The 26,405-nt window shown below is 62.9% G+C and carries 23 protein-coding genes and 1 pseudogene; 20 read left to right on the forward strand and 4 right to left on the reverse strand.

Going from position 1 to position 26,405, the window contains the following annotated elements; translation table 11 throughout:
• Positions 1–14: 14 nt before the first annotated feature.
• From EJ077_RS02840 to EJ077_RS02865, 6 genes are all read left to right on the forward strand, one after another.
• Positions 15–548 carry a DUF1465 family protein gene (locus EJ077_RS02840; RefSeq protein WP_208699460.1) on the forward strand — a complete coding sequence of 178 codons (534 nt, stop codon included), beginning with the start codon at positions 15–17 and terminating at the stop codon, positions 546–548.
• Positions 549–642: 94 nt separating this feature from the next.
• The gene (gene ruvC / locus EJ077_RS02845; protein ID WP_208699461.1) at positions 643–1,152 is read left to right on the forward strand and encodes a crossover junction endodeoxyribonuclease RuvC; all 510 of its coding nucleotides are present in this window, start codon (positions 643–645) and stop codon (positions 1,150–1,152) included.
• Positions 1,153–1,165: 13 nt separating this feature from the next.
• The gene (ruvA, locus tag EJ077_RS02850) at positions 1,166–1,786 is read left to right on the forward strand and encodes a Holliday junction branch migration protein RuvA (RefSeq protein ID WP_208699468.1); all 621 of its coding nucleotides are present in this window, start codon (positions 1,166–1,168) and stop codon (positions 1,784–1,786) included.
• A gap of 239 nt (positions 1,787–2,025) precedes the next feature.
• Positions 2,026–3,150 carry an RNA ligase gene (locus EJ077_RS02855; RefSeq protein WP_208699470.1) on the forward strand — a complete coding sequence of 375 codons (1,125 nt, stop codon included), beginning with the start codon at positions 2,026–2,028 and terminating at the stop codon, positions 3,148–3,150.
• A gap of 45 nt (positions 3,151–3,195) precedes the next feature.
• The gene (gene ruvB / locus EJ077_RS02860) at positions 3,196–4,227 is read left to right on the forward strand and encodes a Holliday junction branch migration DNA helicase RuvB (RefSeq protein ID WP_208699472.1); all 1,032 of its coding nucleotides are present in this window, start codon (positions 3,196–3,198) and stop codon (positions 4,225–4,227) included.
• A gap of 200 nt (positions 4,228–4,427) precedes the next feature.
• Positions 4,428–5,324: a metallophosphoesterase gene (locus tag EJ077_RS02865; RefSeq protein ID WP_208699474.1), complete on the forward strand. Its 897-nt coding sequence runs from the start codon at positions 4,428–4,430 to the stop codon at positions 5,322–5,324.
• Between the two features lie 8 nt (positions 5,325–5,332).
• Here the strand turns inward: EJ077_RS02865 and EJ077_RS02870 are convergent, their stop codons facing one another.
• Positions 5,333–6,583: a glycoside hydrolase family 5 protein gene (locus tag EJ077_RS02870; RefSeq protein ID WP_208699476.1), complete on the reverse strand. Its 1,251-nt coding sequence runs from the start codon at positions 6,581–6,583 to the stop codon at positions 5,333–5,335.
• A gap of 53 nt (positions 6,584–6,636) precedes the next feature.
• Between EJ077_RS02870 and ybgC the strand changes: the two genes are divergently transcribed.
• The 9 genes and pseudogenes from ybgC (at position 6,637) to ftsH (ending at position 16,562) form a co-directional block, all read left to right on the forward strand.
• On the forward strand, positions 6,637–7,107 hold the full coding sequence (ybgC, locus tag EJ077_RS02875) for a tol-pal system-associated acyl-CoA thioesterase (RefSeq protein ID WP_208699478.1): 471 nt from the start codon (positions 6,637–6,639) through the stop codon (positions 7,105–7,107).
• A 259-nt stretch (positions 7,108–7,366) separates the two neighbouring features.
• Positions 7,367–8,077, forward strand: a complete 711-nt coding sequence (gene tolQ / locus EJ077_RS02880) for a protein TolQ (protein WP_015315267.1) — start codon at positions 7,367–7,369, stop codon at positions 8,075–8,077.
• An 11-nt stretch (positions 8,078–8,088) separates the two neighbouring features.
• Positions 8,089–8,541, forward strand: a complete 453-nt coding sequence (gene tolR, locus EJ077_RS02885; protein WP_208699480.1) for a protein TolR — start codon at positions 8,089–8,091, stop codon at positions 8,539–8,541.
• A gap of 7 nt (positions 8,542–8,548) precedes the next feature.
• Positions 8,549–9,706: a TonB family protein gene (locus tag EJ077_RS02890; RefSeq protein WP_208699482.1), complete on the forward strand. Its 1,158-nt coding sequence runs from the start codon at positions 8,549–8,551 to the stop codon at positions 9,704–9,706.
• A 40-nt stretch (positions 9,707–9,746) separates the two neighbouring features.
• Entirely contained in the window at positions 9,747–11,057 is a 1,311-nt protein-coding gene (gene tolB, locus EJ077_RS02895; protein WP_127872129.1) for a Tol-Pal system beta propeller repeat protein TolB, read from the forward strand.
• Between the two features lie 248 nt (positions 11,058–11,305).
• Positions 11,306–11,812 carry a peptidoglycan-associated lipoprotein Pal gene (pal, locus tag EJ077_RS02900; protein ID WP_127279987.1) on the forward strand — a complete coding sequence of 169 codons (507 nt, stop codon included), beginning with the start codon at positions 11,306–11,308 and terminating at the stop codon, positions 11,810–11,812.
• A 179-nt stretch (positions 11,813–11,991) separates the two neighbouring features.
• Positions 11,992–13,085, forward strand: a pseudogene (gene ybgF, locus EJ077_RS02905) (tol-pal system protein YbgF).
• A 58-nt stretch (positions 13,086–13,143) separates the two neighbouring features.
• Positions 13,144–14,511, forward strand: coding sequence for a tRNA lysidine(34) synthetase TilS (gene tilS / locus EJ077_RS02910; RefSeq protein WP_208699484.1), 1,368 nt, complete (start codon positions 13,144–13,146; stop codon positions 14,509–14,511).
• 122 nt (positions 14,512–14,633) lie between these two features.
• Positions 14,634–16,562: an ATP-dependent zinc metalloprotease FtsH gene (gene ftsH / locus EJ077_RS02915; protein WP_127279662.1), complete on the forward strand. Its 1,929-nt coding sequence runs from the start codon at positions 14,634–14,636 to the stop codon at positions 16,560–16,562.
• A gap of 200 nt (positions 16,563–16,762) precedes the next feature.
• On the opposite strand, the gene EJ077_RS02920 is transcribed toward ftsH, so the two are convergent.
• Together EJ077_RS02920 and EJ077_RS02925 are read right to left on the reverse strand one after the other, a co-directional pair.
• Positions 16,763–17,221: a hypothetical protein gene (locus tag EJ077_RS02920; protein WP_208699486.1), complete on the reverse strand. Its 459-nt coding sequence runs from the start codon at positions 17,219–17,221 to the stop codon at positions 16,763–16,765.
• A gap of 235 nt (positions 17,222–17,456) precedes the next feature.
• Positions 17,457–18,311: a hypothetical protein gene (locus EJ077_RS02925; protein ID WP_208699488.1), complete on the reverse strand. Its 855-nt coding sequence runs from the start codon at positions 18,309–18,311 to the stop codon at positions 17,457–17,459.
• Between the two features lie 369 nt (positions 18,312–18,680).
• Here EJ077_RS02925 and glmM point away from each other — a divergent pair, with 369 nt between their 5' ends.
• The 5 genes from glmM to serA all read left to right on the forward strand — a co-directional run bounded on the left by glmM (position 18,681) and on the right by serA (position 25,216).
• Entirely contained in the window at positions 18,681–20,033 is a 1,353-nt protein-coding gene (gene glmM / locus EJ077_RS02930) for a phosphoglucosamine mutase (RefSeq protein WP_208699490.1), read from the forward strand.
• A 239-nt stretch (positions 20,034–20,272) separates the two neighbouring features.
• Complete coding sequence (locus EJ077_RS02935) at positions 20,273–21,124, forward strand: outer membrane protein (RefSeq protein WP_208699492.1); 852 nt, start codon at positions 20,273–20,275, stop codon at positions 21,122–21,124.
• A 208-nt stretch (positions 21,125–21,332) separates the two neighbouring features.
• Positions 21,333–22,115 (forward strand): outer membrane protein, encoded by a 783-nt coding sequence (locus EJ077_RS02940; protein WP_208699494.1) that lies wholly within the window; start codon positions 21,333–21,335, stop codon positions 22,113–22,115.
• Positions 22,116–22,374: 259 nt separating this feature from the next.
• The gene (locus tag EJ077_RS02945; RefSeq protein WP_208699496.1) at positions 22,375–23,550 is read left to right on the forward strand and encodes a phosphoserine transaminase; all 1,176 of its coding nucleotides are present in this window, start codon (positions 22,375–22,377) and stop codon (positions 23,548–23,550) included.
• Positions 23,551–23,614: 64 nt separating this feature from the next.
• Positions 23,615–25,216, forward strand: a complete 1,602-nt coding sequence (gene serA, locus EJ077_RS02950; RefSeq protein WP_208699498.1) for a phosphoglycerate dehydrogenase — start codon at positions 23,615–23,617, stop codon at positions 25,214–25,216.
• 161 nt (positions 25,217–25,377) lie between these two features.
• Here serA and EJ077_RS02955 read toward each other — a convergent pair whose 3' ends face one another.
• Positions 25,378–26,280, reverse strand: coding sequence for a DMT family transporter (locus EJ077_RS02955; protein ID WP_208699500.1), 903 nt, complete (start codon positions 26,278–26,280; stop codon positions 25,378–25,380).
• Positions 26,281–26,405 lie beyond the last annotated feature (125 nt).

Consider the following 26,405-nt stretch of genomic DNA (forward strand, 5'->3'; position numbering starts at 1 on the left):
CAGGGGCGTTATCAATGAACGAGCCGTCGAAAGGCATTGCGAAAACCGTCAAGCTGGCGGAACGCCGGGTGTTTTCGCACTCCTTCAAACCGCTTTACCAGGAAGGCATGGGGTTGGTCGAACAGGCGGCGGAATATCTCGACGGCAAGGGCCGGGCCGAGGCCAAGAAACTGTCGCGGCTGGCTGCCACGCTCTACGCGGCCGAGTCGATGCGGCTGACCACCAGGCTGATGCAGGTTGCCTCGTGGCTGCTTTTGCAGCGCGCGGCGAATTCCGGCGAGATGACCCGCGACCAGGTGGCTTCGGAAAAGTCCAAGGTGCGCCTCGACACCGCTTCCGCCCATGACGAGGCGGCCGGCTGGGCCGAACTGCCGAGCGATTTCCTCGACCTCGTCAACCGGTCGCTGCGCCTGCAGGCATTGGTGCGCCGCATGGACGAAGAGATCTACGGCGCCGGCGCGGTGGTCGACATGCAGCCCGTGGCTCGCCGGCCCAATCCGGTCTCGGACCAGATCAGCCTGCTCAACACCGCCTTCGCCCGCAACTGAGAAACTTCGAAGCCTTCCCCGGTTGGCGGGGCGGGCGTTTCCGGTTTGTTCACTTTTCGCTGGCATCGCTGTCCGCCGGAGGTACACTCACGGCATGGGGGACGCGATTCGCATCATCGGTATCGATCCGGGGCTCAGGCGCACCGGCTGGGGCATCGTCGAGAGCCTAGGCAATTCCTTGCGCTTCGTCGCTTCGGGCACCGTGCGCTCCGAGGACAAGGCGGCGCTGGCGACGCGGCTCTGCCAACTGCATGACGGGCTCGCCGAAATCCTGCATCAGGCCATGCCGCATGAGGCCGCGGTCGAACAGACCTTCGTCAACAAGGACGCCGTTGCGACGCTGAAGCTCGGCCAGGCACGCGGCATCGCCATGCTGGTCCCGGCGCGCGCCGGTCTCGTCGTCGCCGAATATGCGCCAAACGCGGTGAAGAAGGCGGTGATCGGCGTCGGCCACGGCAACAAGAAGCAGATCCACATGATGGTGAAGGTGTTGCTGCCGAAGGCGATCTTCGACACCGAACATGCCGCCGACGCGCTGGCCATTGCGATTTGCCACACGCATCACCGGCAAAGTGCCGCCTATAGGCTGGCGCTGGCATCATGAGAGGCTGTTGGTGATGATCGGCAAGCTCAAGGGTACGCTCGAAGAGATCGACGAAGACCATTGTCTCGTCGATATCCACGGCGTCGGCTATGTCGCCTATTGCTCGACCCGCACGCTTGCCGCGCTGCCTTCGCCCGGCGAAGCGGTGGTGCTGTTCATCGAGACCTATGTGCGCGAGGACATGATCCGGCTCTATGGTTTCCAGTCGCAGCTCGAGCGCGAATGGTTTCGGCTGCTGATGAACAATGTGCCGGGTGTCGGCGCCAAGGTGGCGCTGGCCATACTGTCGACGCTGGCGCCGGCCGACCTCGCCAACGCGATCGCGCTGCGCGACATCGCCATGGTTTCCCGCGCGCCCGGCGTAGGCAAGAAGGTGGCCGAGCGCATCGTCACCGAATTGAAGGCCAAGGCACCGGCCTATGCCGGCGCTGCCTCCGGCACGATCGGGCTGAAGCAGGAGCTCGGTGAAGGCGTGGCGCCGGCGCCGATCACCGACGCCGTCTCGGCGCTGGTCAATCTCGGCTACTCCCGCGACACCGCCGCCAACGCGGTATCGGCGGCGCTGAAGACGGCAGGAGAGGGGGCCGATGCCTCCAAGCTGATCCGTTTCGGGCTGAAGGAACTGGCGCGGTGAGCCGTGAAATTCAGCACCGGGATTGACTTCGAGCATCGTTTGGTCTTCTTAGTGCTCTCGGTTTTGCAAGAGTATTCGCCGTGCACCTTTTCGCGACCAACAATAAAATGAACTCAGGATCGGCCCTGGCCGTGTCCGAACGTCGCGCGTGCCTGCGGCATTGTCGAAGATAGCTTTATGCAGCAATCCACTCGTCAGGCCGCTTCCCAAGAAGCGGCCTTTTTTATTTGGAGCGAACGATGTTCCCCATAATCGAAACCGTCACAGACGTTCTGCCGCATATTCAGGGCAATATCGGCATCTTTTTAACGCGCTTCGATGAATACGATGTCATCGACTATGGATTTGTGGGTGACGAAACCTTCCGCAGTCCAATGACGCTTGAATGTCGTGGCTTGAAGTTCGCCAAGGATGGAAGGCTTATTGCCCGCCCGTTTCACAAGTTCTTCAACCTTGGCGAGAGACAGCGCCCCGAGGATATCGACTGGACAGTTCCGCATCTCGTTCTGTCGAAGCTCGATGGTTCGATGGTTCACCCGTGCATTGTCCGCAATGAACTGGTGTTCATGACACGCATGGGCATCACGGCGCAATCGATGGCTGCGTTCGCACATGCCGGAGAGAATGTTCGCCAGCTTTCGAAATACGCCATCGAAGCAGGCATGACGGTGCTTTTCGAATTCACCTCCCCCGAAAACAGGGTCGTGATCGCATATGATCAGCCGTCTCTGACGCTTCTGGCCGCGCGCGATAATCGGACCGGCCGTTATTCAACGCACCAGGAGCTTCGATCACTGGCCGGCCAATTCGACGTGCCGTTGATCCAGCCGCTTGAGTCGGTGGCCTCAATGAAGGATTTCGTCGCGAGTGCGCGAAGCCAAGACGGTATTGAAGGCTACGTCATCGCTTTCGAGGATGGCCACAGACTGAAGCTCAAGACCGCATTCTACGCACTGCGGCACAAGGCGCTATCTGGTTTGGCTTTTGAAAAGAACATCCTGGCATGGGTGGCAGAAGGGGCGGTGGACGATGTGATCCCCCTTCTGGCGCCCGACCTTGCCGAGGAACTCAGAGCTTATCAACTCGTGGTAGTCAACGGGCTCAACAGGCACCTTGGCGTCCTTGCTTCCTTCGTCGCCGAGCAGTCGGGGCGGGAGAGAAAGGAATTCGCCGCCGCTGTTCGCTCACGGCTCGATAGCAGGCTCCAGGGGGCCGCATTTGCCGTGTTCGATGGAAGAGACGGCAGCGAAGTGCTCAGGAAACAACTACTGTGGGCTAGCTACAGTGAGTCGCGGCTTGATAGCATCCGCGATCTCTATGGCATGGCATGGAAGTCTCCTGCTGTAGCGGTGGAAGCCGGTTAACCGGATGCGCTTGGCAATGCCCCGAGCAAGGACGAGGATGGATTTGTGAACGAGCGTCTCATTGCTCCTGAAAAACGCGGCGAGGATGCAGAGCAGACCTTGCGGCCGCAGACGCTTGACGATTTCGTCGGCCAGGCGGCGGTTCGGGCAAACCTCAAAGTCTTCATCGAGGCCGCCAAGGGCCGCAAGGAGGCGCTCGATCATGTGCTGTTCGTCGGACCGCCGGGGCTGGGCAAGACGACGCTGGCGCAGATCATGGCGCGCGAACTCGGCGTCAATTTCCGCTCGACCTCCGGGCCGGTAATCGCCAAGGCCGGCGATCTCGCGGCACTGCTGACCAATCTCGAAGAAGGCGACGTGCTGTTCATCGACGAGATCCATCGCCTCAACCCGGCGGTGGAGGAGATCCTCTATCCGGCGATGGAGGATTTCCAGCTCGACCTGATCATCGGCGAGGGACCGGCGGCGCGTTCGGTCAAGATCGACCTTGCCCGTTTCACGCTGGTGGCCGCCACCACGCGGCTCGGCCTGCTCACCAATCCGCTGCGCGACCGGTTCGGCATTCCGGTGCGGCTCAATTTCTACACGGTGCAGGAGTTGGAGCAGATCGTGCGGCGCGGCGCCCGCATCCTGCAGATGCCGCTCGGCGACGACGGTGCACTGGAGATCGCCCGGCGCGCGCGCGGCACACCGCGCATTGCCGGCCGGCTGTTGCGGCGCGTGCGCGACTTCGCCTCGGTCGCGGGCGACGGCCATGTCGACCGCCTGATCGCCGACGAAGCGTTGACCCGGCTCGAAGTCGACGCACTCGGCCTCGACGCGCTCGACCGCCGCTATCTCAGCATGATCGCCCGCAATTTCGGCGGCGGGCCGGTCGGCATCGAGACCATCGCGGCGGGCCTGTCCGAGCCGCGCGACGCCATCGAGGACATCATCGAGCCCTATCTGATCCAGCAGGGCTTCATCCAGCGCACGCCGCGTGGCCGCATGCTGACCGCCAATGCCTGGCGCCATCTCGGCCTCGATGCGCCTAAGGACCTGGCACAGCAGCAGATCAGCCTGTTCCAGGAAGAGTAGCCGGCAAGCGATCAGCCACGGGTTCCCGGACCAGTGATCAAGCATCAGTGAACGGGCCTGCGCAAATTCTCCTCATCTTCGCCGGCTTGCCGGCGTATTCCTGGATTGTATCGGGCTCGCTGCCTCCATGCATGTCGTCCGCCTCAAAGCGAGATCGACGCGCACCGGCGCGTGCCGAAATGAGGTTCCGGAGCCACTCAATGATAACCAGACGCGGGTTCATGCGCTTTATCGGCGGGTCGCTGCTGTCGGTCGCCTCGTTCAGCGCCTACGCCGTCGGCATCGAGCCGATGCTGCTGACGCATGTGAAGCGCTATGCGCTGACGCCACCGCATTGGCCTGATGGATTGAAGCTGCGCGTCGTCGCCCTTGCCGACATCCACGCCTGCCGGCCTTGGATGACGCCGGAGCGGATTGCTTCGCTTGCCGAAGAGGCGAATGCGTTGCAGCCGGACCTGATCGTTCTGCTCGGCGACTACATCGCCGGCATGCGCCTGGTGTCACGTAGGGTCACGCCGCCGGAATGGGCTGGCGCCCTGTCGGGCCTCAAGGCACCGCTCGGCGTGCTGTCGATCCTCGGCAATCACGACTGGTGGGCCGATGGCTTCGCGCAGCGTGCCGGAGTTGGTCCGACGATCGCGCGCAAGGCATTGGAGAAGGTCGGCATCCCGGTTCTGGAGAACGACGCCGTGCGTCTGGAAAAGGACGGACATGGCGTATGGATCGCCGGCCTCGCCGATCAGTTGGCGCTATTGCGGAAAAAGAACACCGAGCGTCCCAGAGGATTGGACGATCTCGACGGCACGCTGGCCAAAATCAGCGACGCCGCGCCTGTCATCCTGCTGGCGCACGAACCGGACATTTTTCCAAAAGTGCCGTCGCGTGTGTCGCTGACGCTAGCGGGACACACCCATGGCGGGCAGGTGCGGCTGTTCGGCTATTCGCCTATCGTGCCGTCGCAGTTCGGCAATCGCTACGCCTATGGCCATGTCGTCGAGAACGACCGCAACCTGATCGTCTCGGGCGGGCTCGGCTTCAGCAATTTGCCCATCCGTTTCGGCATGCGTCCGGAAATCCTGCAGATCGACCTCGGCTGACCGGGACTTCAGGGGAGGCTTCGGATTGCGTCCATCACGTCTGGCTCGGCCTTGTCGCCATTGAACGCATCGACGACGCCGAAAGCGCCGCCATAGCTCCACAGCGACCATGAGAAGCCGTGCGCTTCGGCCCGCGCGATCATATCCTTGACATAGGCAGCCCGACACTCCGCCGGCATCACATAGGCATTGCCATATTCCTGGCGGATCATGCCGAACTCGCCCAGGGTGATGTCTTGCGGCTTGATGCCGTTGGCCTTCGCCCACGCCTCGACGGTCTTGAACGGCGCATCCATCAGGCCAAGCAGCTTGTCGGAACTGTCCATGCTGGCGACCTGCTCGTCGAGATAGGCAAGCAGGCCGCCCTGCCGTGTCCACGGCGCCTCGGCCTTGATCCGGGCGCGGATGATGTCGAGCGTGACGTCGAGCTGCGCCTTGGGAACCGCGGTCAACGGATAGGGCAGACCAGTCACATAGGGGATAAAGTCGCCGGCCCAGGTCGCTCCCTGGTGGGTGAGCAGGAACGGATCGTAGGAATGGAAGGTCCAGATGACGTTGTCGTCGGGGATCGCCTTCGGGTCGATCCTTGCCAGCGACGAGGCGGCGGAATAGCAGGCTCCGGTCAGGACCAGCGTCAACTTCGTCGCCGAGGCGCGCGCTGCGGCGAACAGTTTGCGCTGGCGGTCGGGCCACAGGCTGGTGCCGTCGCTGTCGCAATCGACGATCGGTTCGTTCATCGGTTCGAAAGCGACCTTTTCGGGATCTTCGCCCGCCAGCGTGCGCGCCATGCCGCGAACCATCTCGACGTAGCGGTCGAAGGTCGCGGGATCGTCCATCACCTGACCCATGCCGATCTTGCGGCTGCCGCCGGCCGGAATCAGGTGCATGTCCACAATGACCTTCAACCCGGCGCGGTTGATCATGCGCGCCGAGTCCAGCACGCTGGCATAGAGCTGGTCACGCAGGTCGGATGTCTTGTCCGAAAGAAAAGGCGACGGATCGACCGGCATGCGCAGGAAATCGAAGCCGGCATCCTTCAGCGCCTTGAGATCGTCCTCCCCAAGGAATTTGCGCCATTCCGGGTAGGGCAGGATGGCCCTGGCATCGCCCCACCGATCCTCGCCCGGCCAGGTGACCCACTGGTCGAGATTGAGACCGCGCTTCATCGAGAAGGTTGCCGCCTCAGCCGAAAGTGTCGAAGCCGCCAGCGCCAGCACGACTGCCATCAAGGTCTTGATCATCGTCGTCAACAGTGCCATCGGGTTCATGCGCCAAAAATACCTGCCGCGTCGGCATCCAAAAGGGAAGCGCAATGGGCGATCATGGTGAATCCGCGGCATTGCTGGCTGGGCTTTCCGGCGCGCTGACCGAGTTCGGCCACCGGCTGATGGCGCGGGTCTATTATGCCGACACCGATTTCTCGGGCGTCGTCTACCACGCGCGCTATCTCGAATTCCTCGAGCGCGGCCGCTCCGACTATCTCAGGCTCACCGGCGTGCACCACACCGAACTCGCCGACGGCAAGCATGGCGAGAAGATCGTGTGGGTGGTGCGCCGCATGGAGATCGACTTCCGCATTCCCGCCCGCATCGACGACATACTGACCGTCGACACCCGCACCGATGCCATTTCCGGTGCGCGCATCTTCATGGCGCAGCAGCTCAAGCGGGGCGACGAGGTGCTGGTCGAGGCCAAGGTCGAGGCGGCGATCATCGGCGAGAACGGCCGGCCGAGGCGCTTTCCCAGGGAATGGGTGGCGGCGTTCATGCCACGGGTCGGCTGATATTCAGGTGATGCCGGCCTGCGATATCCAGGCGCGGCAATGCGCCGCGCCTTATACACTAACCTATCCTTAACCATAACGGTTCATGAAGAGACTGGTGAAGATTGGCGTTATCCGGCGCCTTCCTTTCACCAATATTTGCCCCGAAAAGGCCGCTAACGGCACGGTTTGGGGTGTCCGGTAGCTTCGTGCGAACCGACCACAAGGGATGCCATGGGCCAGCCGCCAGCTTCGCCCGGAAAATCTTAAGGACGTAACGATGGAAAATATCGCACTCGCCGAACCGGGCGCGCAATTGTCGATTTGGGCCTTGTTCATGCAGGCCAGCTGGGTGGTCAAGCTGGTCATGATCGGGCTGCTCTGCGCTTCGGTGTGGACCTGGGCGATCATCGTCGACAAGCTGGTCGCCTATGGCCGCATGCGGCTGGCGCTGAACCGCTTCGAGCAGGTGTTCTGGTCCGGGCAGTCGCTGGAGGAGCTCTACCGCACGCTCGCCGACCGCAAGACGACAGGCATGGGCGCCATCTTCGTCGCCGCCATGCGCGAATGGAAGAAGAGTTTCGAGAAAGGCGCCAAATCGCCGCTCGGCCTGCAGACCCGCATCGACAAGGCCATGGACCTGGCGCTGACCCGCGAGATGGAGAAGCTGGAGGGTCGCCTCGGCTTCCTCGCCACCACCGGATCGGCCGCACCTTTCATCGGCCTGTTCGGTACAGTCATCGGCATCATGACCTCGTTCCAGGCCATCGCCGGCTCCAAGAACACCAGCCTCGCCGTGGTCGCGCCCGGCATCGCCGAGGCGCTGCTGGCGACGGCCATCGGCCTGCTCGCCGCCATTCCGGCGGTCATTGCCTATAACAAGCTGTCATCGGATGCGAGCAAGATCGCCGTGCGCATGGAGGGATTCTCGGATGAGTTCTCCGCCATACTCTCGCGCCAAATCGATGAAAAAGTCGCGCCGAAGGCCTGAGGAGTAACGAGATGGGTATGTCCGTAGGCATGGGAGGGCGCGGCGGGCGCGGCCACCGGCGGCGCGGCCGTCACCATGGACTGATGTCGGAAATCAACGTCACGCCGATGGTCGACGTGATGCTCGTGCTTTTGATCATCTTCATGGTCGCCGCGCCGATGCTGACGGTCGGCGTGCCGATCGACCTGCCGGACACCCAGGCCAAGGCGATGAATGCCGACACCCAGCCGATCACCGTATCGATCGATGCGACCGGCAAGATTTTCCTGCAGGAAACCGAGATTCCGATCGAGGAGCTGGTGGCCAAACTGCAGGCTATCTCGAAGACCGGTTATGAAGAGCGCATCTTCATCCGTGGCGACAAGTCGACCGACTATGGCACGGCCATGAAGGTCATGGCTCGTATCTCGGCCGCTGGCTACAAGAACATCGGCCTGGTTTCACTGCAGGAACAGGATCAATAGACTCACGATGAGGACCGGCCTCACCACATCGGTGATCTTGCATACGGCGGTGCTGGCCTTCGGCCTGTTCACCCTGTCGGCGCCGGCCGCGCTCCCGTCCGCCGACGTGGAGTCGGTCGCGGTCGACATCGTGCCGATGGAAGCCATCGCGCAGACGCTGCAGGGCGACAAGAAGGCCGTCATGCATGAAAAGCCGGCGCCGCTGCCGACGCAGCGTCCCGACATCGTCCCGGCTTCGCAGAAGGTCGGCGAGAACAGCGTCGATACCGACAAGCCGATAACGCCGGAAGCCAAGCCGAAGCCGGTCGACACGACTTCGGCGCCAGCGCCGGCGCCGACGCCGAAAGAGACGCCGAAGACCGAAGACGTGCCAAAGCCGCAAGAAAAGCCCAAGCCCATTCCGGCGACGGAAGTGGCGCCGGCGCCGACGCCCAAGGAAGAGGTGAAGCCCGAGCCGGTCAAGCAGACCGAGCCCAAGCCGACGCCGGCCAAGCCGGCGCCGACCCCGCCGCCGCAGGACAAGACCGCCGCTATCGATCCGACACCCGAGGTCAAGCCTGATGCCGTCGCCGAAGCGATAGCCAAGGATCCGCCCACCGAAGAGACGCAGTTGCCGAGTTCCGCGCCCGCGCCGGAAGCGCGGCCGAAGCCGCAGCCGGCGCCTGCCGAAAGCGCCAAGGCGCCGGACCGCAAGAATGCCGAGAAGCCGGTCAAGGAAGCCTCGTCCAAGCCGAAGTCCGACGACAAGCAGTTCAACGCCAATGAGATTTCGGCCCTGCTCGACAAGCAGAAGCCGTCTGGCGGTGGTGCCAAGCGCTCGACCCAGCAGGCCTCGCTCGGCGGCGACAAGGATCAGGGCCAGAAGCTGTCGAAGTCGGAGCAGGGCGCCCTGGAAAGCCAGTTGGGCGGTTGCTGGACATTGCCGGCCGGGCTTGAAGGTTCGGAGAATTTCGTCGTCGTGGTCCGCTTCAACCTGGACAATTCGGGCAAGCTCGACGGCCGCCCGTCCGTCGAGAAGTCGAGCGGCAACCGGCAATTTGATGAAAGCGCGGTGCGCGCGGTTCAGAAATGCGACGTGGCCGGCCTGCAGGTTCCCGCCGGCAAACAGGACATCTGGAACGACATCCGGGTCACGTTCGACCCAAGGGAAATGCTTGGCCTGTAAGCCTGGCGTTCACCCAATCAAAGAAGAGAAGCGAGAAGATATGCGATCTTTCCTCAAGCCGCTCCTGACGATTGCAGCCATGGCGCTGGGCATGACGGCCGTCGTCCCCATGCCTGCATGGGCGCTGGTCGAGCTCAACGTCAACAAGGGCAATGTCGAGCCGCTGCCGATCGCCATCACGGATTTCCAGGGCGGCGATGCGCTTGGCGCGCAGATTTCCCAGATCGTCACCGCCGATCTCAAGCGCTCCGGCCTGTTCGCGCCGATCGACAAGAGCGCCTTCATCGAGAAGATCGCCAATCCGGACGCGACTCCCCGCTTCGACGACTGGAAGGTGATCAACGCGCAGGCGCTGGTCACCGGAAGCGTCAGCAAGGAAGCAGACGGCCGCATCCGCGCCCAGTACCGGCTGTGGGATACATTCGCGGGCCAGCAGATGGCCGGCGAGCAGTTCTTCGCCAACGACGCCAATCAGCGCCGCGTCGCCCATATCATCGCCGATGCCATCTATGAGCGGCTGACCGGCGAGAAGGGCTATTTCGACACGCGCGTCGTCTTCATCGACGAGTCCGGCGCCAAGAACGCGCGCAAGAAGCGCCTCGCCATCATGGACCAGGACGGCGCCAACATCCGCTATCTGTCGGATGGCCGGTCCATCGTGCTGACGCCGCGCTTCTCGCCGAACCGGCAGGAAATCACCTACATGTCCTATGAGAGCGGCCAGCCGCGGGTCTATCTCTTGCAGATCGAGACCGGGCAGCGCGAACTGGTCGGCAATTTTCCCGGCATGACGTTCGCGCCGCGCTTCTCGCCCGACGGCCAGAAGGTGATCATGAGCCTGCTGCGCGACGACGGCAATTCCAACATCTTCGCCATGGACCTGCGCAGCCGCTCGACCACGCGGCTGACCAACTCGACCGCCATCGACACCTCGCCCTCCTATTCGCCGGACGGCAGCAAGGTGGTGTTCACCTCCGACCGTGGCGGCCGCGCGCAGATCTACGTCATGGGCGCCGACGGCTCGGGCCAGACCCGCATCTCCTTCGGCGACGGCGTCTATTCGACGCCGGTGTGGTCGCCACGCGGCGACCTCATCGCCTTCACCAAACAGAGCGGCGGCGAATTTCAGATCGGCGTCATGAAGACCGACGGCTCTGGCGAGCGCATCCTGTCGTCCGGCTTCCAGCAGGAAGGCCCGACCTGGGCGCCGAACGGCCGCGTGCTGATGTTCTTCCGCGACTCCAATGGCGGCCCGAAACTGGTTTCCGTCGATCTCACCGGCCGCAACGAGCAGCCGATTCCGACCGCGAATTTTGCTTCTGATCCGGCCTGGTCACCGCTGCTGGAATAGATTCGACCGACTTGCCATAGACATGGAAAAGGGGCCGTTTCGGCCCCTTTTCCATGTCTTCGTCGCGTTTTGGCCGCATTTCCGCCTAGGGTCCGCGCCAACTGTGGCTTACGACAAACGGCTGCGGACGGGCAGCTTAAACCAAATTTTAACCGTGTTTCTTGAATGCCGGTTAACCCAAACGTGGTTACTGGGTGATCAACGAAATCACTCGAAACACGATCACTCGAATACGAAGGAGAGGCGGCATGGGCCGTATCGCAGCACTTACCAGAAACCCGGTCATGATCGCGCTGGTGGCGATGCTCGCCGTCGCAGGTTGCGCCTCGAAGAAGACGCCGAACAACGCGGCCGATCTTGGTCTCAACGGCGCCGGCGCCGCAACGCCCGGCTCGGCGCAGGACTTCACCGTCAACATCGGCGACCGTATCTTCTTCGATACGGACTCGACCTCGATCAGGGCCGACGCGCAGACGACGCTTTCGCGCCAGGCGCAGTGGCTGAACCAGTACAAGCAGTATGCCATCGTCGTCGAAGGCCATGCCGACGAACGCGGCACGCGCGAATACAATCTGGCGCTCGGTGCCCGCCGTGCGGCCGCCACCCGCGACTTCCTGGTTTCCAAGGGCGTTTCGGCCAGCCGCCTCAAGACGATTTCCTACGGCAAGGAACGTCCGGTCGCCGTGTGCGATGACATCTCCTGCTGGTCGCAGAATCGCCGCGCCGTCACCACGCTCAGCGGCGCTGGTTCCTGATCGGCAAAAATACAACACACTTCTGCGAAAGGCGGCCCCCGGGCCGCCTTTTTCGTATCCTGAGGCCCGAAACAAAATTTGGCCGAAGTCTCGCGCCCTGCTATGAGCCGAGGGCGCTTGGCTGGTCTCACATCGATTGGAAGGCGCGAACAAGCTAACGATTGGACGGCGAGAGGCACATGCATTTGAGATCGGTTCTGAGCGGCACGCTTGCGCTGCTGCTCCTATCAGGCGTAACCGCTTTGGCGAGCGGTTCGGGGCAATCAACCGAGAGCGGTTTTTCCTTCCATCTGCCGACACTCGAGTTGCCCAGCTTTTTCGGTGAGAAGAAAAAGCAGGATCAAGTCCAGCTCGCGCAGTCGAGCGGCGCCGGCGTGACCGGGCTCGAGGACCAACTGCGGCAGCTGACCGGCAAGGTCGAGGAACTCAATTTCCAGATCCTGCAGATGCAGGAGCAGATCCGCAAACAGCAGGAAGACAACGAGTTCCGTTTCCAGCAGCTCGAAGGCGGCTCGCAAGGTGGACAACCGCCGGCGCAGAAGAAGTCAGATGCCACCACCGGAACCAACACCGACGTGGCCTCGGCCCCGGCAACCCAGGCGCCGGCTGATGCCGGCGCCGCGCCCGGCGGCGATCAATCCACAGGCGGCAAGACGGTCGAGGACGTCATCGTCGAATCACCCGACGGTGACCCCGGCAAGGTGATCCCCGGCAAGGGGGCGCCCGAAAAGACCTTTGGGTCCATCACCGTCGACAAGAATGGCAATGTGATCGATGCCGACGGCAACACGCAGGCAACCGCGCCGGCACAGGACACCGCACCAGCCGCCAGCGCACCTTCCAAGGGTGGCAAGTCCGGCGGCACGCAGGTCGCGGCGCTGCCCGCCACCAACAATCCCGAAGAGCTCTACCGCAACTCCTACCAGTTCATCCTGTCGGGCGACTACGGCACCGCCGAACAGGGTTTCCGCGACCATATCTCCCGCTTCCCCAAGGACGCCAAGACGGCGGACGCGCATTACTGGCTGGGGAATCGCTGCTTGGCCAGCAGAAATACCGCGACGCGGCGGAAGTCTTCCTCGCCGCCAGCAAGGACTATCCCAAGGCCAAGAAGGCACCCGACATGCTGTTGAAGCTTGGTGTGTCGCTGGTCGGCCTCAAGCAGCATGATGTCGCCTGCGCCACCTTCAGCGAAGTCGGCAAGCGCTATCCTGATATTTCCAGCACACTCAAGGAACGCGTCAAGCAGGAGAAGGCCCTGGCTGCGTGCTGATCTTTCCCGGGGATGTCGCAGTCCCAAACCGGGGACCACATTTTGGCGACATGCACTGATGCTCGACACCGGGCCCGATTTTTCGACGAGACTTTTTTCGCATATCGATTTTACCAACGGCGCCGTTGCGGCCGTATCAGGCGGCAGCGACTCGACCGCGCTCCTTCTCCTTCTCAAACTGCATCTCGACAAAACCGCGCCGTCTACGAGACTGCTCGCGATCACGGTCGACCACGGCTTGCGGCAGGGTTCGGCCGGTGAGGCGCGGGTCGTGGCGAAGCTTTGTGCGGAGCGCGGCATCGCCCACCGCATCCTGGCCTGGTCCGGAGAAAAACCGTCGACCGGCCTGCCTGCGGCGGCGCGCGAGGCGCGCTACCGGCTGCTGGCCAGCGCCGCGCGGGCGGAGGGCATCGGCCTGATTGTCACCGGACATACATCCGACGACCAGGCCGAGACGGTGCTGATGCGGCGCGATCGCAACGATGCGGCCCGCGACGAAGGGCGCGGCCTTGCCGGCATGGCGCCCGCCACCTTGCATGACTGGCGCGACTGGATCGTGCGACCGCTTCTTGGCGTGCGGCGCTCTGGGCTGCGCGATTTCCTCCGCCGCCAACAGGTCGGCTGGGCCGAGGACCCGACCAATGCCGATGAAGCCTTCGAGCGGCCGCGCATGCGTGCGACCCTTGCCGGGGAGGCCGGCGCACAGCGTATGATCGACGCGCTGGCGTTGGCGGCACAGGAGGCCGGCGCCCGCACGCGGCTTGGCGCCGAGGCCGCCTGTCTGGTCGAGCGCTTTGCCAGCTGGCCGGCAACGGGTCTCATCCGGCTCGACCCGGCCCTGTTCGGCGCCGGCGACGACCGGGCGGCCGTCTACGCGCTGCGCATTCTCCTGGCGACGACAGGCGGGATTGCCTTCCTGCCGGACCAGGCTCGCAGCGAGGCGTTGTTCGCCCGGCTGAAGGCCGGATTTCTTTGCGCCACATTGTCGCGGACGGTGGTCGACTTCCGGCGCGCTGGCATCTTCCTGCGCCGGGAAATGCGGGGCTTGCCGGCGGCAGCGGCAACAGTCGACGCCGCCATCTGGGATGGCCGCCGTCAAATCACATTGAACGACGCCAGCGGCGCATTGTTGATCGCCCCATTCGGGGCAGCGGCGGCGAAGCGGCTGGCTGCAGGCCGAAGCGAAACCCCGCCAAGCCTGATGCGCGCGGCATTGGCGGCTGAACCAGGCCTTCTGCGAGCCGTCGAGAATGCCGGTCCGGCGCCTGATTGGCCGGCATCGCAGGGGTTCGCGGCCTCGCCGGTCGTCGCTCCCTTCGCCCGCTTCCTGCCGTCCTTCGATCTGGCCCCGGCACGCGCCGTCGCCGGGTTGATCGGCGCGCCGCCGCTTCCCGCCTTGCCATTCGCCGGCCACAGTGCCGGTTGATGCTGCGCGAAAGCTTAACCCAGACATGCTGTTCTGCTTGGCAAGGGGGGACGCTCTCCCTATGTTAGGCCCAAGTTTCCTCTCATGATGCTGTCCGCTCGCGGACGCCAACGGGACAATTGATGAATCCGAACTATCGCAACCTCGCGCTCTGGGCGATCATAGCGGTCCTGCTCATCGCCCTCTTCAATCTGTTCCAGACGCCGCAGACGCGCGGGGCTTCGAGCGATGTGCCTTATTCGCAGTTCCTGCAGGACGTCGCGGCCGGCCGGGTCAAGACGGTGACCATCGCGGGTGCCCGCATCACCGGCACCTACACCGACAATTCCAGCGGCTTCCAGACCTATTCGCCCGGCGATCCCCAGCTGGTCTCGCGGCTGCAGGACAAGAACGTCACCATCAATGCGCGGCCCGAGACCGACGGCTCCAATTCGCTGTTCGGCTACCTGATCTCGTGGCTGCCGATGATCCTCATCCTCGGCGTGTGGATATTCTTCATGCGCCAGATGCAGTCCGGCTCCGGGCGCGCCATGGGCTTCGGCAAGTCGAAGGCCAAGCTGCTGACCGAGGCGCATGGCCGCGTCACCTTCCAGGACGTCGCCGGCGTTGACGAAGCCAAGGAAGATCTCGAAGAGATCGTCGAGTTCCTGCGTGATCCGCAGAAATTCCAGCGCCTCGGCGGCAAGATTCCGCGCGGCGTGCTGCTGGTTGGTCCTCCCGGCACCGGCAAGACGCTGCTTGCCCGCTCGGTCGCCGGTGAAGCCAACGTGCCGTTCTTCACGATCTCCGGTTCGGATTTCGTCGAGATGTTCGTCGGCGTCGGCGCCAGCCGCGTCCGTGACATGTTCGATCAGGCCAAGAAGAATGCGCCCTGCATCATCTTCATCGACGAAATCGACGCCGTCGGCCGCCATCGCGGCGCCGGTCTCGGCGGCGGCAATGACGAGCGCGAGCAGACGCTGAACCAGCTGCTGGTCGAGATGGACGGCTTCGAATCCAACGAAAGCATCATCCTGATCGCCGCCACCAACCGGCCCGACGTGCTCGATCCGGCGTTGCTGCGTCCCGGCCGTTTCGACCGCCAGGTGGTGGTGCCCAACCCTGACATCGTCGGCCGCGAGAAGATCCTCAAGGTGCATGTGCGCAACGTGCCGCTGGCGCCTAATGTCGACCTCAAGGTCGTCGCTCGTGGTACGCCCGGCTTCTCCGGCGCCGACCTGATGAACCTTGTCAATGAATCCGCGCTGATGGCCGCGCGGCGCAACAAGCGCCTCGTCACCATGGCCGAGTTCGAGGACGCCAAGGACAAGATCATGATGGGCGCCGAGCGCCGCTCGTCAGCCATGACCCAGGCCGAGAAGGAGCTGACCGCCTATCACGAGGCCGGCCACGCCATCCTGGCGCTGAACGTGCCGTCGGCCGATCCGCTGCACAAGGCAACCATCATCCCGCGCGGTCGCGCGCTCGGCATGGTCATGCAGTTGCCCGAAGGCGACCGCTACTCCATGAGCTACAAATACATGGTCTCGCGCCTCGCCATCATGATGGGCGGCCGCGTCGCCGAGGAGTTCAAGTTCGGCAAGGAGAACATCACGTCCGGTGCCTCCTCCGACATCGAGCAGGCGACCAAGCTGGCGCGCGCCATGGTCACGCGCTGGGGCTTCTCCGACAAGCTCGGCCATGTCGCCTATGGCGACAACCAGGAAGAGGTCTTCCTTGGCCATTCGGTGGCGCGCACGCAGAACATCTCGGAAGAGACGGCGCAGATCATCGATGCGGAAGTGCGCCGGCTGATCGACGACGCCTATTCGACGGCGAAGTCGGTGCTGACCAAGAAGAAGAAGGAATGGATCGCGCTGGCGCAAGGCCTGCTCGAATACGAGACACTGTCGGGCGAGGAGATCAAGCAGTTGATCGCCGGGCAGAAGCCCTCGCGCGACCTTGGCGACGACACGCCGCCGAGCCGTGGCTCGGCCGTTCCGAAGTCCGGCGGCCGCCGCAAGAAGGGTCCCGAGCCCGAAGGCGGCATGGAGCCGCAGCCGCAAGGCTAAAGCTCAGGGGGCCGTCGAACCGTACGTTGGAGCGTCATCCTCGGGCTTGTCCCGAGGACCTGCAGACTCAGCTGGCGGTTTCCGACTCATACCCGGCGCCTAGATGTCGCCCGACAGCAGATCCTCGGGACAAGCCCGAGGATCACGGTTCAACGTCTGCGTGAAAAACGGTGAACCGCTATATCCGCCGTATTCGATTTTTATGATTCAGCTTTCAGCCGCGCATTGCACAGGCTGTAATAACCGCCGCCCTTCTGGATCCAGCGAAGGCCGTTCAACGTACCCGCGTCCTTGTTGCCGTGGTACCCCTGCAAGCAGGTCTTCATCCGCGCCTTCGCGGGCTTTTCGGTCTTGAACTCGGCGGCCAGCGTGGTGGGGAATGTCACGCCTTCTGGCGCTACAGTGGGGGCGACCGCCGTGCTGGTTTCCTTTTTCGCTTGCAGCGCGGTTTCGCCCGTATCCGCGCTGACACTCTCGGCGGCGGACGTCGCGCATTTCTCTTTGCGGAAAGCGGCCCAGTCCATGCCGTTCAGAGTGCCGCCTTCCTTGGCTGTCCGGTAATTCTCGCCGCATTCCTTCATCGTCAGTGCGCTTGCGGGGGCGACGCTCCAAGCAACAAATGCCGTTGCAGCCAATACCGCCAATTTCAAACCGTGCATAAGACCCTCCTTGTTGATGATAAGTTTGGCGCCTTTTTGTATATGGTTTGTTCTGTATATGTTCAACTAGAATCTTTGCAAGCTACCGAAGAGCCTGGCGGTGGGGAGTGTAGGCGAATTAACGGTGCCGGCAGCGCGCGATGTGCGAGCAAACGCCGGACGTCTTCGTGCGCAACAAAAAGGCCCGCGCATCTTGCGATGCGCGGGCCTTTTTTTGGAGAATATGGCTACGCGATCACCCCTTCAGCTTGGCATTGCAGAGGCTGTAGAAGCCGCCGCCCTTCTGGATCCACTTCAGGCCGCCGAGCGCGTTGGCGTCCTTGAGGACATAGTACTGGTCGAGGCAGGTATGCATACGGCCCTTTCCGGGAGTTTCGCTGGCATACTTCGCCGAGATCGCGGACGGGAAGGTGACGCCCTTGGGCGCAACCGTCGTCGGCTTTGCCGGCTCCTTGGTGTAGCTCGCCTCGCTCGGGGCGGGTACGGTGTCGTCGTCGGACGCGCCGGCGCCGCATTCAGCCTTGCGGAAGTCGTTCCACTTCATGCCCTTCAGCGTGTTCGCCGTCTTGGCAGCCTGGTACTTGGTGCTGCATTCGGCCATGCTCAGGCCCTTGCCAGAAGCAGCGGCCGGAGCGGCCGCCGCCTTGGTGGTCGCCGGCTTGGTGTCGGCGGCAGCGGATGCGCCAGCGGCGCATTCGGCCTTGCGGAAGTCATTCCACTTCATGCCGTTCAGCGTGCCGGCGGCCTTGGCCGCCTGGTACTTGGTGCTGCATTCCTTGGCGGTCAGGCCCTTCGCCGTGCTGTCGGCAGCCGCGGCCGCAGCCTTGGTGGTCTTCGCCGGCTTGGCTTCGGCCGGCTTGGTCGTGGCTGCCTTGGTCGTGGCCGCCTTGGTATCCGTGGTGGCCGCGGCGTCGGTACCGCATTGCGCCTTGCGGAACTGGTTCCAGGTCGCCCCCGCAAGCGTCCCCGCGTCCTTGGCGGCGTTATACTTCGTGCTGCACTCGGCCATCGTCAGCGCGTTGGCTGGCGCGGCCAGGAACAACGTCGCGACCGCGAGGCCGGTCAGAGTGGCAATTCGGTGGATGAGCATAGCGTTTCTCCGTGGCTGCAGCCCATTATACGTCCCAGCGAATCAATAACGCTCAACGGTCGGTTGCGCCAGATGCCAGGTGGCTTATATATCCCCGAAAATCGATTTCTAACGACAAGGTGATGAAATCATTTGACCTTACGGCGGCCGAGGTAAGAATTCTCGGGATGCATCCGCGCCGAATGGCTCGCAAAACTGGTATATTGTGGCGCAATGGTGGCTGCGTAACAGGGTGCCACCAGGTTGTGTGCAGTGCACAACAATGATTTTCTAAGGATTGGTAACATATAATCACACAATGTGATCGGGGCGCGACGGCCAATTGTGGCATGACGTGCCGGCTAAGGACAATCAGGGATACTGGCTAGCATGGCAGGGAATTACTTCGGCACGGACGGCATTCGCGGGCGCGCCAACAAGTTTCCGATGACCGCGGAAATCGCCATGCGGGTCGGCATGGCCGCCGGCCTTTCATTCCAGCGCGGCAGCCATCGCCATCGTGTCGTGCTCGGCAAGGACACCAGGCTTTCCGGCTACATGATCGAGAACGCGATGGTGGCCGGCCTTTGCGCCGCCGGCATGGATGTGTTCCTGCTCGGCCCGATCCCGACACCGGCGGTGGCCATGCTGGTGCGTTCCCTGCGCGCCGACATCGGCGTCATGATCTCGGCTTCGCACAATCCCTATTACGACAACGGCATCAAGCTGTTCGGCCCCGACGGCTACAAGCTCTCCGACGAGATCGAAGAACGCATCGAGAGCATGCTCGACAAGGATATCGAACTGGCGCTCGCCGATTCCGACGGGCTTGGCCGCGCCAAGCGCGTCGATGGCGTGCACGACCGCTACATCGAATTCGCCAAGCGAACCTTGCCGCGCTCGATGTCGCTTTCGGGTCTCAGGATCGTTGTCGACTGCGCCAATGGCGCGGCCTACAAGGTGGCGCCAGAGGCGCTGTGGGAGCTTGGCGCCGAGGTCGTGGCCATCAATGTCGAACCCAACGGCTTCAACATCAACAGGGAATGCGGCTCGACCCATCCGGCCGGGCTGCAGAAGAAGGTGCATGAAGTGCGCGCCGACATCGGCATCGCGCTCGACGGCGATGCCGACCGCGTCGTCATCGTCGACGAGAACGGGGCCATCGTCGACGGCGACCAGATCATGGCGTTGATTGCCGAGTCCTGGCACCAGAGCGGGCGGCTGGCCGGTGGTGGCGTCGTTTCGACCGTCATGTCCAATCTCGGCCTCGAACGCTTTCTCGGCGACATGAAGCTGCAATTGCACCGCACCAAGGTCGGCGACCGCTATGTCGTGGAGCACATGCGCGCGCATGGGCTCAATGTCGGCGGCGAGCAATCGGGTCACATCGTGCTGTCCGACTTTTCGACCACCGGCGACGGTCTGGTCTCGGCGCTGCAGGTGCTGGCCTGTATCAAGCGGCAGGGCCGCCCGGTCAGCGAACTGTCGAAGAAGTTCGAGCCGGTACCGCAACTGTTGAAGAACGTTCGCATCGCCGGAGGCAAGCCACTGGAGGAAGCCCTGGTCAAGGCCGCGATCGAAGACGCCCGCCACCGTCTCGGCAAGGCCGGGCGGCTGGTCATCCGCCCATCCGGCACCGAGCCGCTGATCCGTGTCATGGCCGAGGGCGACGATCCGCAACTGGTCGAGGCCGTCGTCAACGACATCATCGGGGTCATCTCGGAAACCCGCAGCGCCGCCTGATCTCCGGCGTGTGGTAGCGCCCCTGGTTGCACCGAAGCCCGCCCCGCCGGCGGGCTTTTTGTTGGCCGGAGAACCGGGTTCATTCTGTCGAAATCATCGCCAGATCTCCCGGATTTTAGAGATTCGTGGTTAATCGACAGGGTTAAACGCCTTTTAACTTTTGCAATTCATTATCCACGCCTGAAAGCCAATTCATTCGGACACGATCGCCGTTCCGAGGGTTTCTAGGGGTGACAAGCATGTTCAATACAGCAAGAAAGGCCCTGTTCGCGCTGCTGTTCGCGGGCTTGGCCTGGCCGGTACTCGCAGCTGATCTGCCCGAACCGCAGGTCGAGGAAGCGCCACCGCCGGTCTATGAGCAGCCTGTCGATGTCGGCGGATGGTATATCCGCGGCGACCTCGACTATCACAAGTCGAAGGTGGGTGACATCGACTACATCACCTATGGGGCCGCGCCTTGCCCGTGCGGACCTCCTGTGGGGGTCGCCGGCAGCAAGAGCTTCGACTACGGCAAGCTCAAGGGCGGCTTCTCGCTAGGCGGCGGCGTCGGCTACAAGATCAATGAACACTTCCGCACCGATCTGACCGCCGATTACTGGTTCAAGTCGAACTTCAACGGCGCCACCTCGGATCTCACCACGACCTCGACGGAAGTGTCGAAGATGAGCGCCTTGCTGCTGCTGGCCAATGCGTATGTCGATATCGGCACGTGGCACGGTATCACGCCCTATGTCGGTGCCGGCATCGGCGGTGCGCGCGTCAAGTGGGATACTGTCTACGATCCGAACACTACCGAGTCCAACCCCGGGACATCCAGCTGGCGCTTCGCTTACGCGGTCATGGCCGGCGCCTCCTACTGTCTGACCGACAAAGTCATCCTCGATGCTGGCTACCGTTTCTCCCATATTCAGGGCGGTCGCATGTTCGAGTATGGTCCAAGCAGCGCCACGCCGGGCGCCGGGCCGGGCTTCGATCACGGCTTCAACACCCACGAAGTGCGCGGTGGCTTGCGCTATCAGTTTGGCGGCAACAATGGGTGCAGTGTACCGGTTGCCTACCAGCCCGAACCCGAGCCGATCTACACCAAGTAATCGCCTCGAAGTTCCAAAAATTCGTCGACCGCCCGGCATCAGCCGGGCGGTTTTTTGTTTGAGATGATCCGGGGTGAGTTCGTTCGAGATCAATTCGCTAACGCTCTGTTAGCCTTAACCGGCACTTAACCACTATGGTTAACAATGCTCCTTGAAACGATGGCTGCCTGCGTGATCGCAGGTGTCGCCAAATCGGGAGTCGGGGACCATGACACTCATATCGCGTATTGCGTTGGCGCTTGCCGGATTCGGCCTCTTGCCACTGACATCGGCGCTCGCCGCCGATTACGATCCGCCGGTCTATGTCGACCAGGCGCCGGACTATGTGCCGGTCGAGGTCGGCTCCGGATGGTATCTGCGCGGCGACGTCTCCTACCTGGTGCAAAAGAGCTTTAAAAATGGGGATTTCACGTTCCCGTCGGCGATCAACAACGAGAACTTTAGCGAGAGCAACAAAGCGGCCTTCGCGAGCATCGGTTTCGGCTATCATTTCACCGACTATCTGCGCGCCGATCTCAACCTCGGCTATTTGCCCGGTAACGACGTCAGCTTCCGCTATGACGATTCGGCGGTCGTCACGCTGCCGACATTGTCGACCCAGGGATCGGGATCGCTGAAGAACTATGCCTTCTCGGGGATACTCAATGGCTATGTCGATCTCGGCACATATGTCGGAATCACGCCCTATCTCGGCGCCGGCATCGGTGTTGTCCGCAGCAGGCATACGCTTTCGGCGACTTACACGGATAACAATGTCCCCGCCAACAGTTTCGACCTGCAGGACAACAAGACCCAGTATTCCTTCGCCTATACGTTGAATGCGGGCCTTGCCTACCAAGTTTCCAAGAACGTTTCCGTCGATCTGGGCTATCAGTATTTCTCGGCCCCCGACGCCGAATATGTGACGGCCGAAAGCCTCACCTCCTTCCCGGTCCACAAGGGAATCAGCAATCATCAGGTCAAGCTCGGGCTGCGCTACGATCTCTGGTAGGCCCCCGGACAGATCAGCATTTTGGCGGCGGATCCCTGCGGTCCGCCGTCTGCTTTTGAAATCACGCGATCCTGATCACGGACATTCTTGTTTGATGCATGTCGTCGTCCCAAAACCGCCGCGAACTTTGGGCGACATGCATTTGGTATCCCGGCAGCGACAAAAACTTTCCTCTTGACGCCCGAGGCATGAACGCATATCGCCGTCCGTGGGCCACCCCTCCCCAACGAGGGGCCACTATCTGGAAGGATAGACCACGATGACGACGCATACGAAGCCCGGATTCCGTCCGGCAAATCCAAATTTTTCCTCGGGTCCCTGCGCAAAACGCCCCGGCTGGTCGGTCGAGGCGCTGAAATCCGCCGCGCTCGGCCGTTCCCATCGCGCCAAGATCGGCAAGACCAAGCTCGAACAGGCGATCGAGCTGACGCGCGAAATCCTGCAAGTCCCGGCGGACTACCGCATCGGCATCGTGCCGGCGTCGGACACCGGCGCTGTCGAGATGGCGCTGTGGTCGCTGCTGGGCGAGCGCGGCGTCGACATGGTCGCCTGGGAAAGCTTCGGCTCCGGTTGGGTCACCGACGTGGTCAAGCAGCTGAAACTCGCCGATGTCAGAAAGATCGAGGCCGGCTATGGCGCGCTGCCTGATCTGAGCAAGATCGATTTCGACCGCGATGTGGTCTTCACCTGGAACGGCACGACCTCGGGCGTGCGCGTGCCGAACGGTGATTTCATCCCAGCCGATCGCAAGGGCCTGACCATCTGCGACGCGACGTCAGCCGCCTTCGCGCAAAGGCTGGATTTCGAGAAGCTCGATGTCGTGACGTTCTCCTGGCAGAAGGTGCTGGGCGGCGAGGGCGCGCATGGCATGCTGATCCTGTCGCCACGTGCCGTCGCGCGGCTGGAGAGCTACACGCCTTCTTGGCCGTTGCCGAAAATCTTCCGTCTGACCTCAGGCGGCAAGCTGATCGAAGGCATCTTCAAGGGCGAAACCATCAACACGCCGTCGATGCTTTGCGTCGAGGACTATCTCGACGCGTTGAACTGGGCGAAGTCGATCGGCGGCCTCGATGCGCTGATTGCCAGGGCGGATGCCAATGCCGCCGTGCTCGACCGGTTCGTGGAAAGCTCATCCTGGCTCGGCCATCTCGCCGTCGAGCCGGCGACACGCTCGAACACGTCGGTCTGTCTGTCCTTCAGCGATCCGGATATCGCGGCGCTCGACGCTGACGGGCAGGCGGCCTTCGCCAAGGGGCTTGTCTCGATGCTCGACAAGGAAGGCGTCGCCTACGACATCGGTTCCTATCGCGATGCCCCGCCGGGGTTGCGCATCTGGTGCGGCGCAACCGTCGAGACCTCCGATCTCGAAGTGCTGCTGCCCTGGCTCGACTGGGCCTTTGCCAGCCAGAAGGCGTCGCTGAAAGCGGCTGCCTGAAGTACTCCGCGGCGGCCCGAGGGCCGCCCGTTCCCGGGTCAATCCCATTTTCAAGGAGGCCGCCATGGCGCCCCGCGTTCTCGTTTCCGACAAACTCTCTCCTACCGCCGTGCAGATCTTCAAGGATCGCGGCGTCGAGGTCGACTACCTGCCCGACCTCGGCAAGGACAAGGCAAAGCTGCTCGAAGTGATCGGCCAGTATGACGGACTCGCCATCCGCTCGGCGACCAAGGTCACCGAGAAGCTGATCAACGCTGCCACCAATCTCAAGGTCATCGGCCGCGCCGGCATCGGCGTCGACAATGTCGATATCCCGGCGGCAAGCCGCAAGGGTATCATTGTGATGAACACGCCCTTCGGCAATTCGATCACGACGGCCGAACACGCCGTGGCGATGATCTTCGCGCTCGCCCGCCAGATACCGGAAGCCAACGCTTCGACCCATGCCGGTAGATGGGAGAAGAACCGCTTCATGGGCGTCGAGATCACCGGCAAGACGCTCGGCGTCATCGGCTGCGGCAACATCGGTTCGATCGTCGCCACACGCGGCGTCGGGCTGAAGATGCATGTGGTTGCCTTCGACCCGTTCCTGTCGGACAAGCGCGCCGAGGAACTCGGCGTCGACAAGGTGGAACTGGACGAACTCTTCGCCCGTGCGGACTTCATCGCGCTGCACACGCCGCTGACCGACAAGACCCGCAACATCATCGATGCGGCGGCCATCGCCAAGATGAAGAACGGCGTGCGCATCATCAACTGCGCTCGTGGCGGCCTGGTGGTCGAAGCCGATCTGGTCGCGGCGCTGAAGAGCGGCAAGGTGGCGGGCGCCGGCATCGACGTGTTCGAGGTCGAACCGGCGGAGCAGAATGCGCTGTTCGGCATGGAGAACGTGGTTGCGACGCCGCATCTCGGCGCCTCGACGGCGGAAGCGCAGGAGAATGTCGCGCTGCAGGTCGCCGAGCAGATGGCCGACTACCTGATCAAGGGCGCGGTCTCCAACGCCATCAACATGCCTTCGATCACGGCGGAAGAAGCGCCGCGGCTCAAGCCGTTCGTCAAGCTCGCCGAAGTGCTCGGCGCCTTTGTCGGCCAGGTCACCGAGGATCCGATCACCGAGGTCGAGATCCTGTTCGACGGCTCGACCGCGACGATGAACACGCGCGCGCTGATCAGCGCTGCCCTTGCCGGGCTGATCAGGCCGCAGGTCGCCGACGTCAACATGGTCTCGGCGCCGATCATGGTGAAGGAGCGCGGCATCATCGTCGCCGAGGTCAAGCGCGACAAATCGGGCGTCTTCGACGGCTATATCAAGCTGACGGTCAAGACCGAGCACAAGACCCGCTCGATCGCCGGCACGTGCTTCTCCGACGGCAAGCCACGCTTCATCCAGATCAAGGGCATCAATCTCGACGCCGAGGTCGGTCAGCACATGCTCTACACGACCAATGCCGACGCGCCCGGCATCATCGGCCTGCTCGGTACCGTCTGCGGCGAGAATGGCGTCAACATCGCCAACTTCCAGCTCGGCCGCAATCGGCCGGGGGGCGACGCCATCGCTTTGCTCTATCTCGACGCGCCGTTCCCGGAAAAGGTGCTGGAGCAGGTGCGGGGCCACAAGTCGATCGACTCGGCAAAGCGGCTCCAGTTCGACGTGGGCGGGTTCTAGTCCATCCCTCCGCGCCCTGAGGGGTGACAAGCAAAACCACTATGACGCCCCGTTTGCCGGCATGAATGCGGGGCGTTTGCATGAACGCTGGTACGCCCGGCGGATGCGCCATTTCCGGCAGTGGCATGATTTGGAGCTGCTTCCGTTGACTGGCTGCGGCTTTATCGCCGGTTCAGCATCGTCATCTTTCGCCCGCTGTATTCGGCGAGCCAGATGCCGCCCAGAACGAGGACCAGCGCTAGCGCCTGATAGAGCTGGAAAGTCTCGCCGACGATCAGCACCGAAAGCAGCGTGCCGAAGATCGGCACCAGATTGATGAACAGGCCGGCGCGGTTGGCGCCGATCAGCTCGTTGCCCCTTATATAGGTAATCTGCGAGATCACCGAGGCGCCGATCGCCGTATAGACGATGACAGCCCAGCCGCGCGCATCGGGCACGATCACCTTGCCGGCGGCGGCCTCCCACAGAAAAAAGGGCAACGAGGTGATGAGTGCCGCGAACGACATGGCCAGCATCAGGCTTTGCCAGCGCATGGCCGGCTTCAGCCGCAACCCGACCGAGTAGCCGCTGTAGAGGACGACCGCGACCAGCATGATGGCGTCGCCGAAATTGAGCTCCAGCGTCAGCAGCCGGCGCGGATCGCCATGGCAGGCGGTCAGGATGACGCCGAAGATGGTCAGCACCACGCCGGCGATCTGCGCCCAGTTCACGCGCAGGCGGAAGAAAACGAAATTGGCTGTCATGATCAGGATCGGCATCGCCGCCTGCTCGATCGAGACATTGATTGCCGTGGTGTAATTGAGCGCGGTGTAGAAAATGGTGTTGAACAGGGTGAAGCCGCTGGCGCCCAGCGCCGCCAGCACGAACCAGTGCCTGCGCACGGCAGGCCAATCCTCCTGGATCGTACGCCAGCCGATCGGCAGCAGGATTGCCACGGCCAGCATCCAGCGCAGGAAGACCAGCGTCATCGGCGAGACGTGGTCGACCGCCAGTTTGCCGGCCACCGAATTGCCGCCCCACAGCAAGGTGGTGAGCAGCAGGAACATGTAGGCGCTTCGATGCATCGCGGGCTTCCGGTCGCGGGATTGGCCGCGGTGTTTGCCGGCCTATTGCCCCCGTCAGCCCAAGTAAATGATGTCAAAGCCGAAAATTGTTGTGCCTCAGGGCATTTTCGGCGGCAAAGAAAGGT

This window comes from Mesorhizobium sp. M8A.F.Ca.ET.057.01.1.1, assembly GCF_003952565.1.
Classification (GTDB): domain Bacteria; phylum Pseudomonadota; class Alphaproteobacteria; order Rhizobiales; family Rhizobiaceae; genus Mesorhizobium.

Coding starts and splice junctions, on each gene's coding strand:
- EJ077_RS02840 (WP_208699460.1), top strand. CDS start 15: ATGAACGAGCCGTCGAAAGGCATTGCGAAAACCGTCAAGCTGGCGGAA.
- ruvC (WP_208699461.1), top strand. CDS start 643: ATGGGGGACGCGATTCGCATCATCGGTATCGATCCGGGGCTCAGGCGC.
- ruvA (WP_208699468.1), top strand. CDS start 1,166: ATGATCGGCAAGCTCAAGGGTACGCTCGAAGAGATCGACGAAGACCAT.
- EJ077_RS02855 (WP_208699470.1), top strand. CDS start 2,026: ATGTTCCCCATAATCGAAACCGTCACAGACGTTCTGCCGCATATTCAG.
- EJ077_RS02865 (WP_208699474.1), top strand. CDS start 4,428: ATGATAACCAGACGCGGGTTCATGCGCTTTATCGGCGGGTCGCTGCTG.
- EJ077_RS02870 (WP_208699476.1), bottom strand. CDS start 6,583: ATGGCACTGTTGACGACGATGATCAAGACCTTGATGGCAGTCGTGCTG.
- ybgC (WP_208699478.1), top strand. CDS start 6,637: ATGGGCGATCATGGTGAATCCGCGGCATTGCTGGCTGGGCTTTCCGGC.
- tolQ (WP_015315267.1), top strand. CDS start 7,367: ATGGAAAATATCGCACTCGCCGAACCGGGCGCGCAATTGTCGATTTGG.
- tolR (WP_208699480.1), top strand. CDS start 8,089: ATGGGTATGTCCGTAGGCATGGGAGGGCGCGGCGGGCGCGGCCACCGG.
- EJ077_RS02890 (WP_208699482.1), top strand. CDS start 8,549: ATGAGGACCGGCCTCACCACATCGGTGATCTTGCATACGGCGGTGCTG.
- tolB (WP_127872129.1), top strand. CDS start 9,747: ATGCGATCTTTCCTCAAGCCGCTCCTGACGATTGCAGCCATGGCGCTG.
- pal (WP_127279987.1), top strand. CDS start 11,306: ATGGGCCGTATCGCAGCACTTACCAGAAACCCGGTCATGATCGCGCTG.
- tilS (WP_208699484.1), top strand. CDS start 13,144: ATGCTCGACACCGGGCCCGATTTTTCGACGAGACTTTTTTCGCATATC.
- ftsH (WP_127279662.1), top strand. CDS start 14,634: ATGAATCCGAACTATCGCAACCTCGCGCTCTGGGCGATCATAGCGGTC.
- EJ077_RS02920 (WP_208699486.1), bottom strand. CDS start 17,221: ATGCACGGTTTGAAATTGGCGGTATTGGCTGCAACGGCATTTGTTGCT.
- EJ077_RS02925 (WP_208699488.1), bottom strand. CDS start 18,311: ATGCTCATCCACCGAATTGCCACTCTGACCGGCCTCGCGGTCGCGACG.
- glmM (WP_208699490.1), top strand. CDS start 18,681: ATGGCAGGGAATTACTTCGGCACGGACGGCATTCGCGGGCGCGCCAAC.
- EJ077_RS02935 (WP_208699492.1), top strand. CDS start 20,273: ATGTTCAATACAGCAAGAAAGGCCCTGTTCGCGCTGCTGTTCGCGGGC.
- EJ077_RS02940 (WP_208699494.1), top strand. CDS start 21,333: ATGACACTCATATCGCGTATTGCGTTGGCGCTTGCCGGATTCGGCCTC.
- EJ077_RS02945 (WP_208699496.1), top strand. CDS start 22,375: ATGACGACGCATACGAAGCCCGGATTCCGTCCGGCAAATCCAAATTTT.
- serA (WP_208699498.1), top strand. CDS start 23,615: ATGGCGCCCCGCGTTCTCGTTTCCGACAAACTCTCTCCTACCGCCGTG.
- EJ077_RS02955 (WP_208699500.1), bottom strand. CDS start 26,280: ATGCATCGAAGCGCCTACATGTTCCTGCTGCTCACCACCTTGCTGTGG.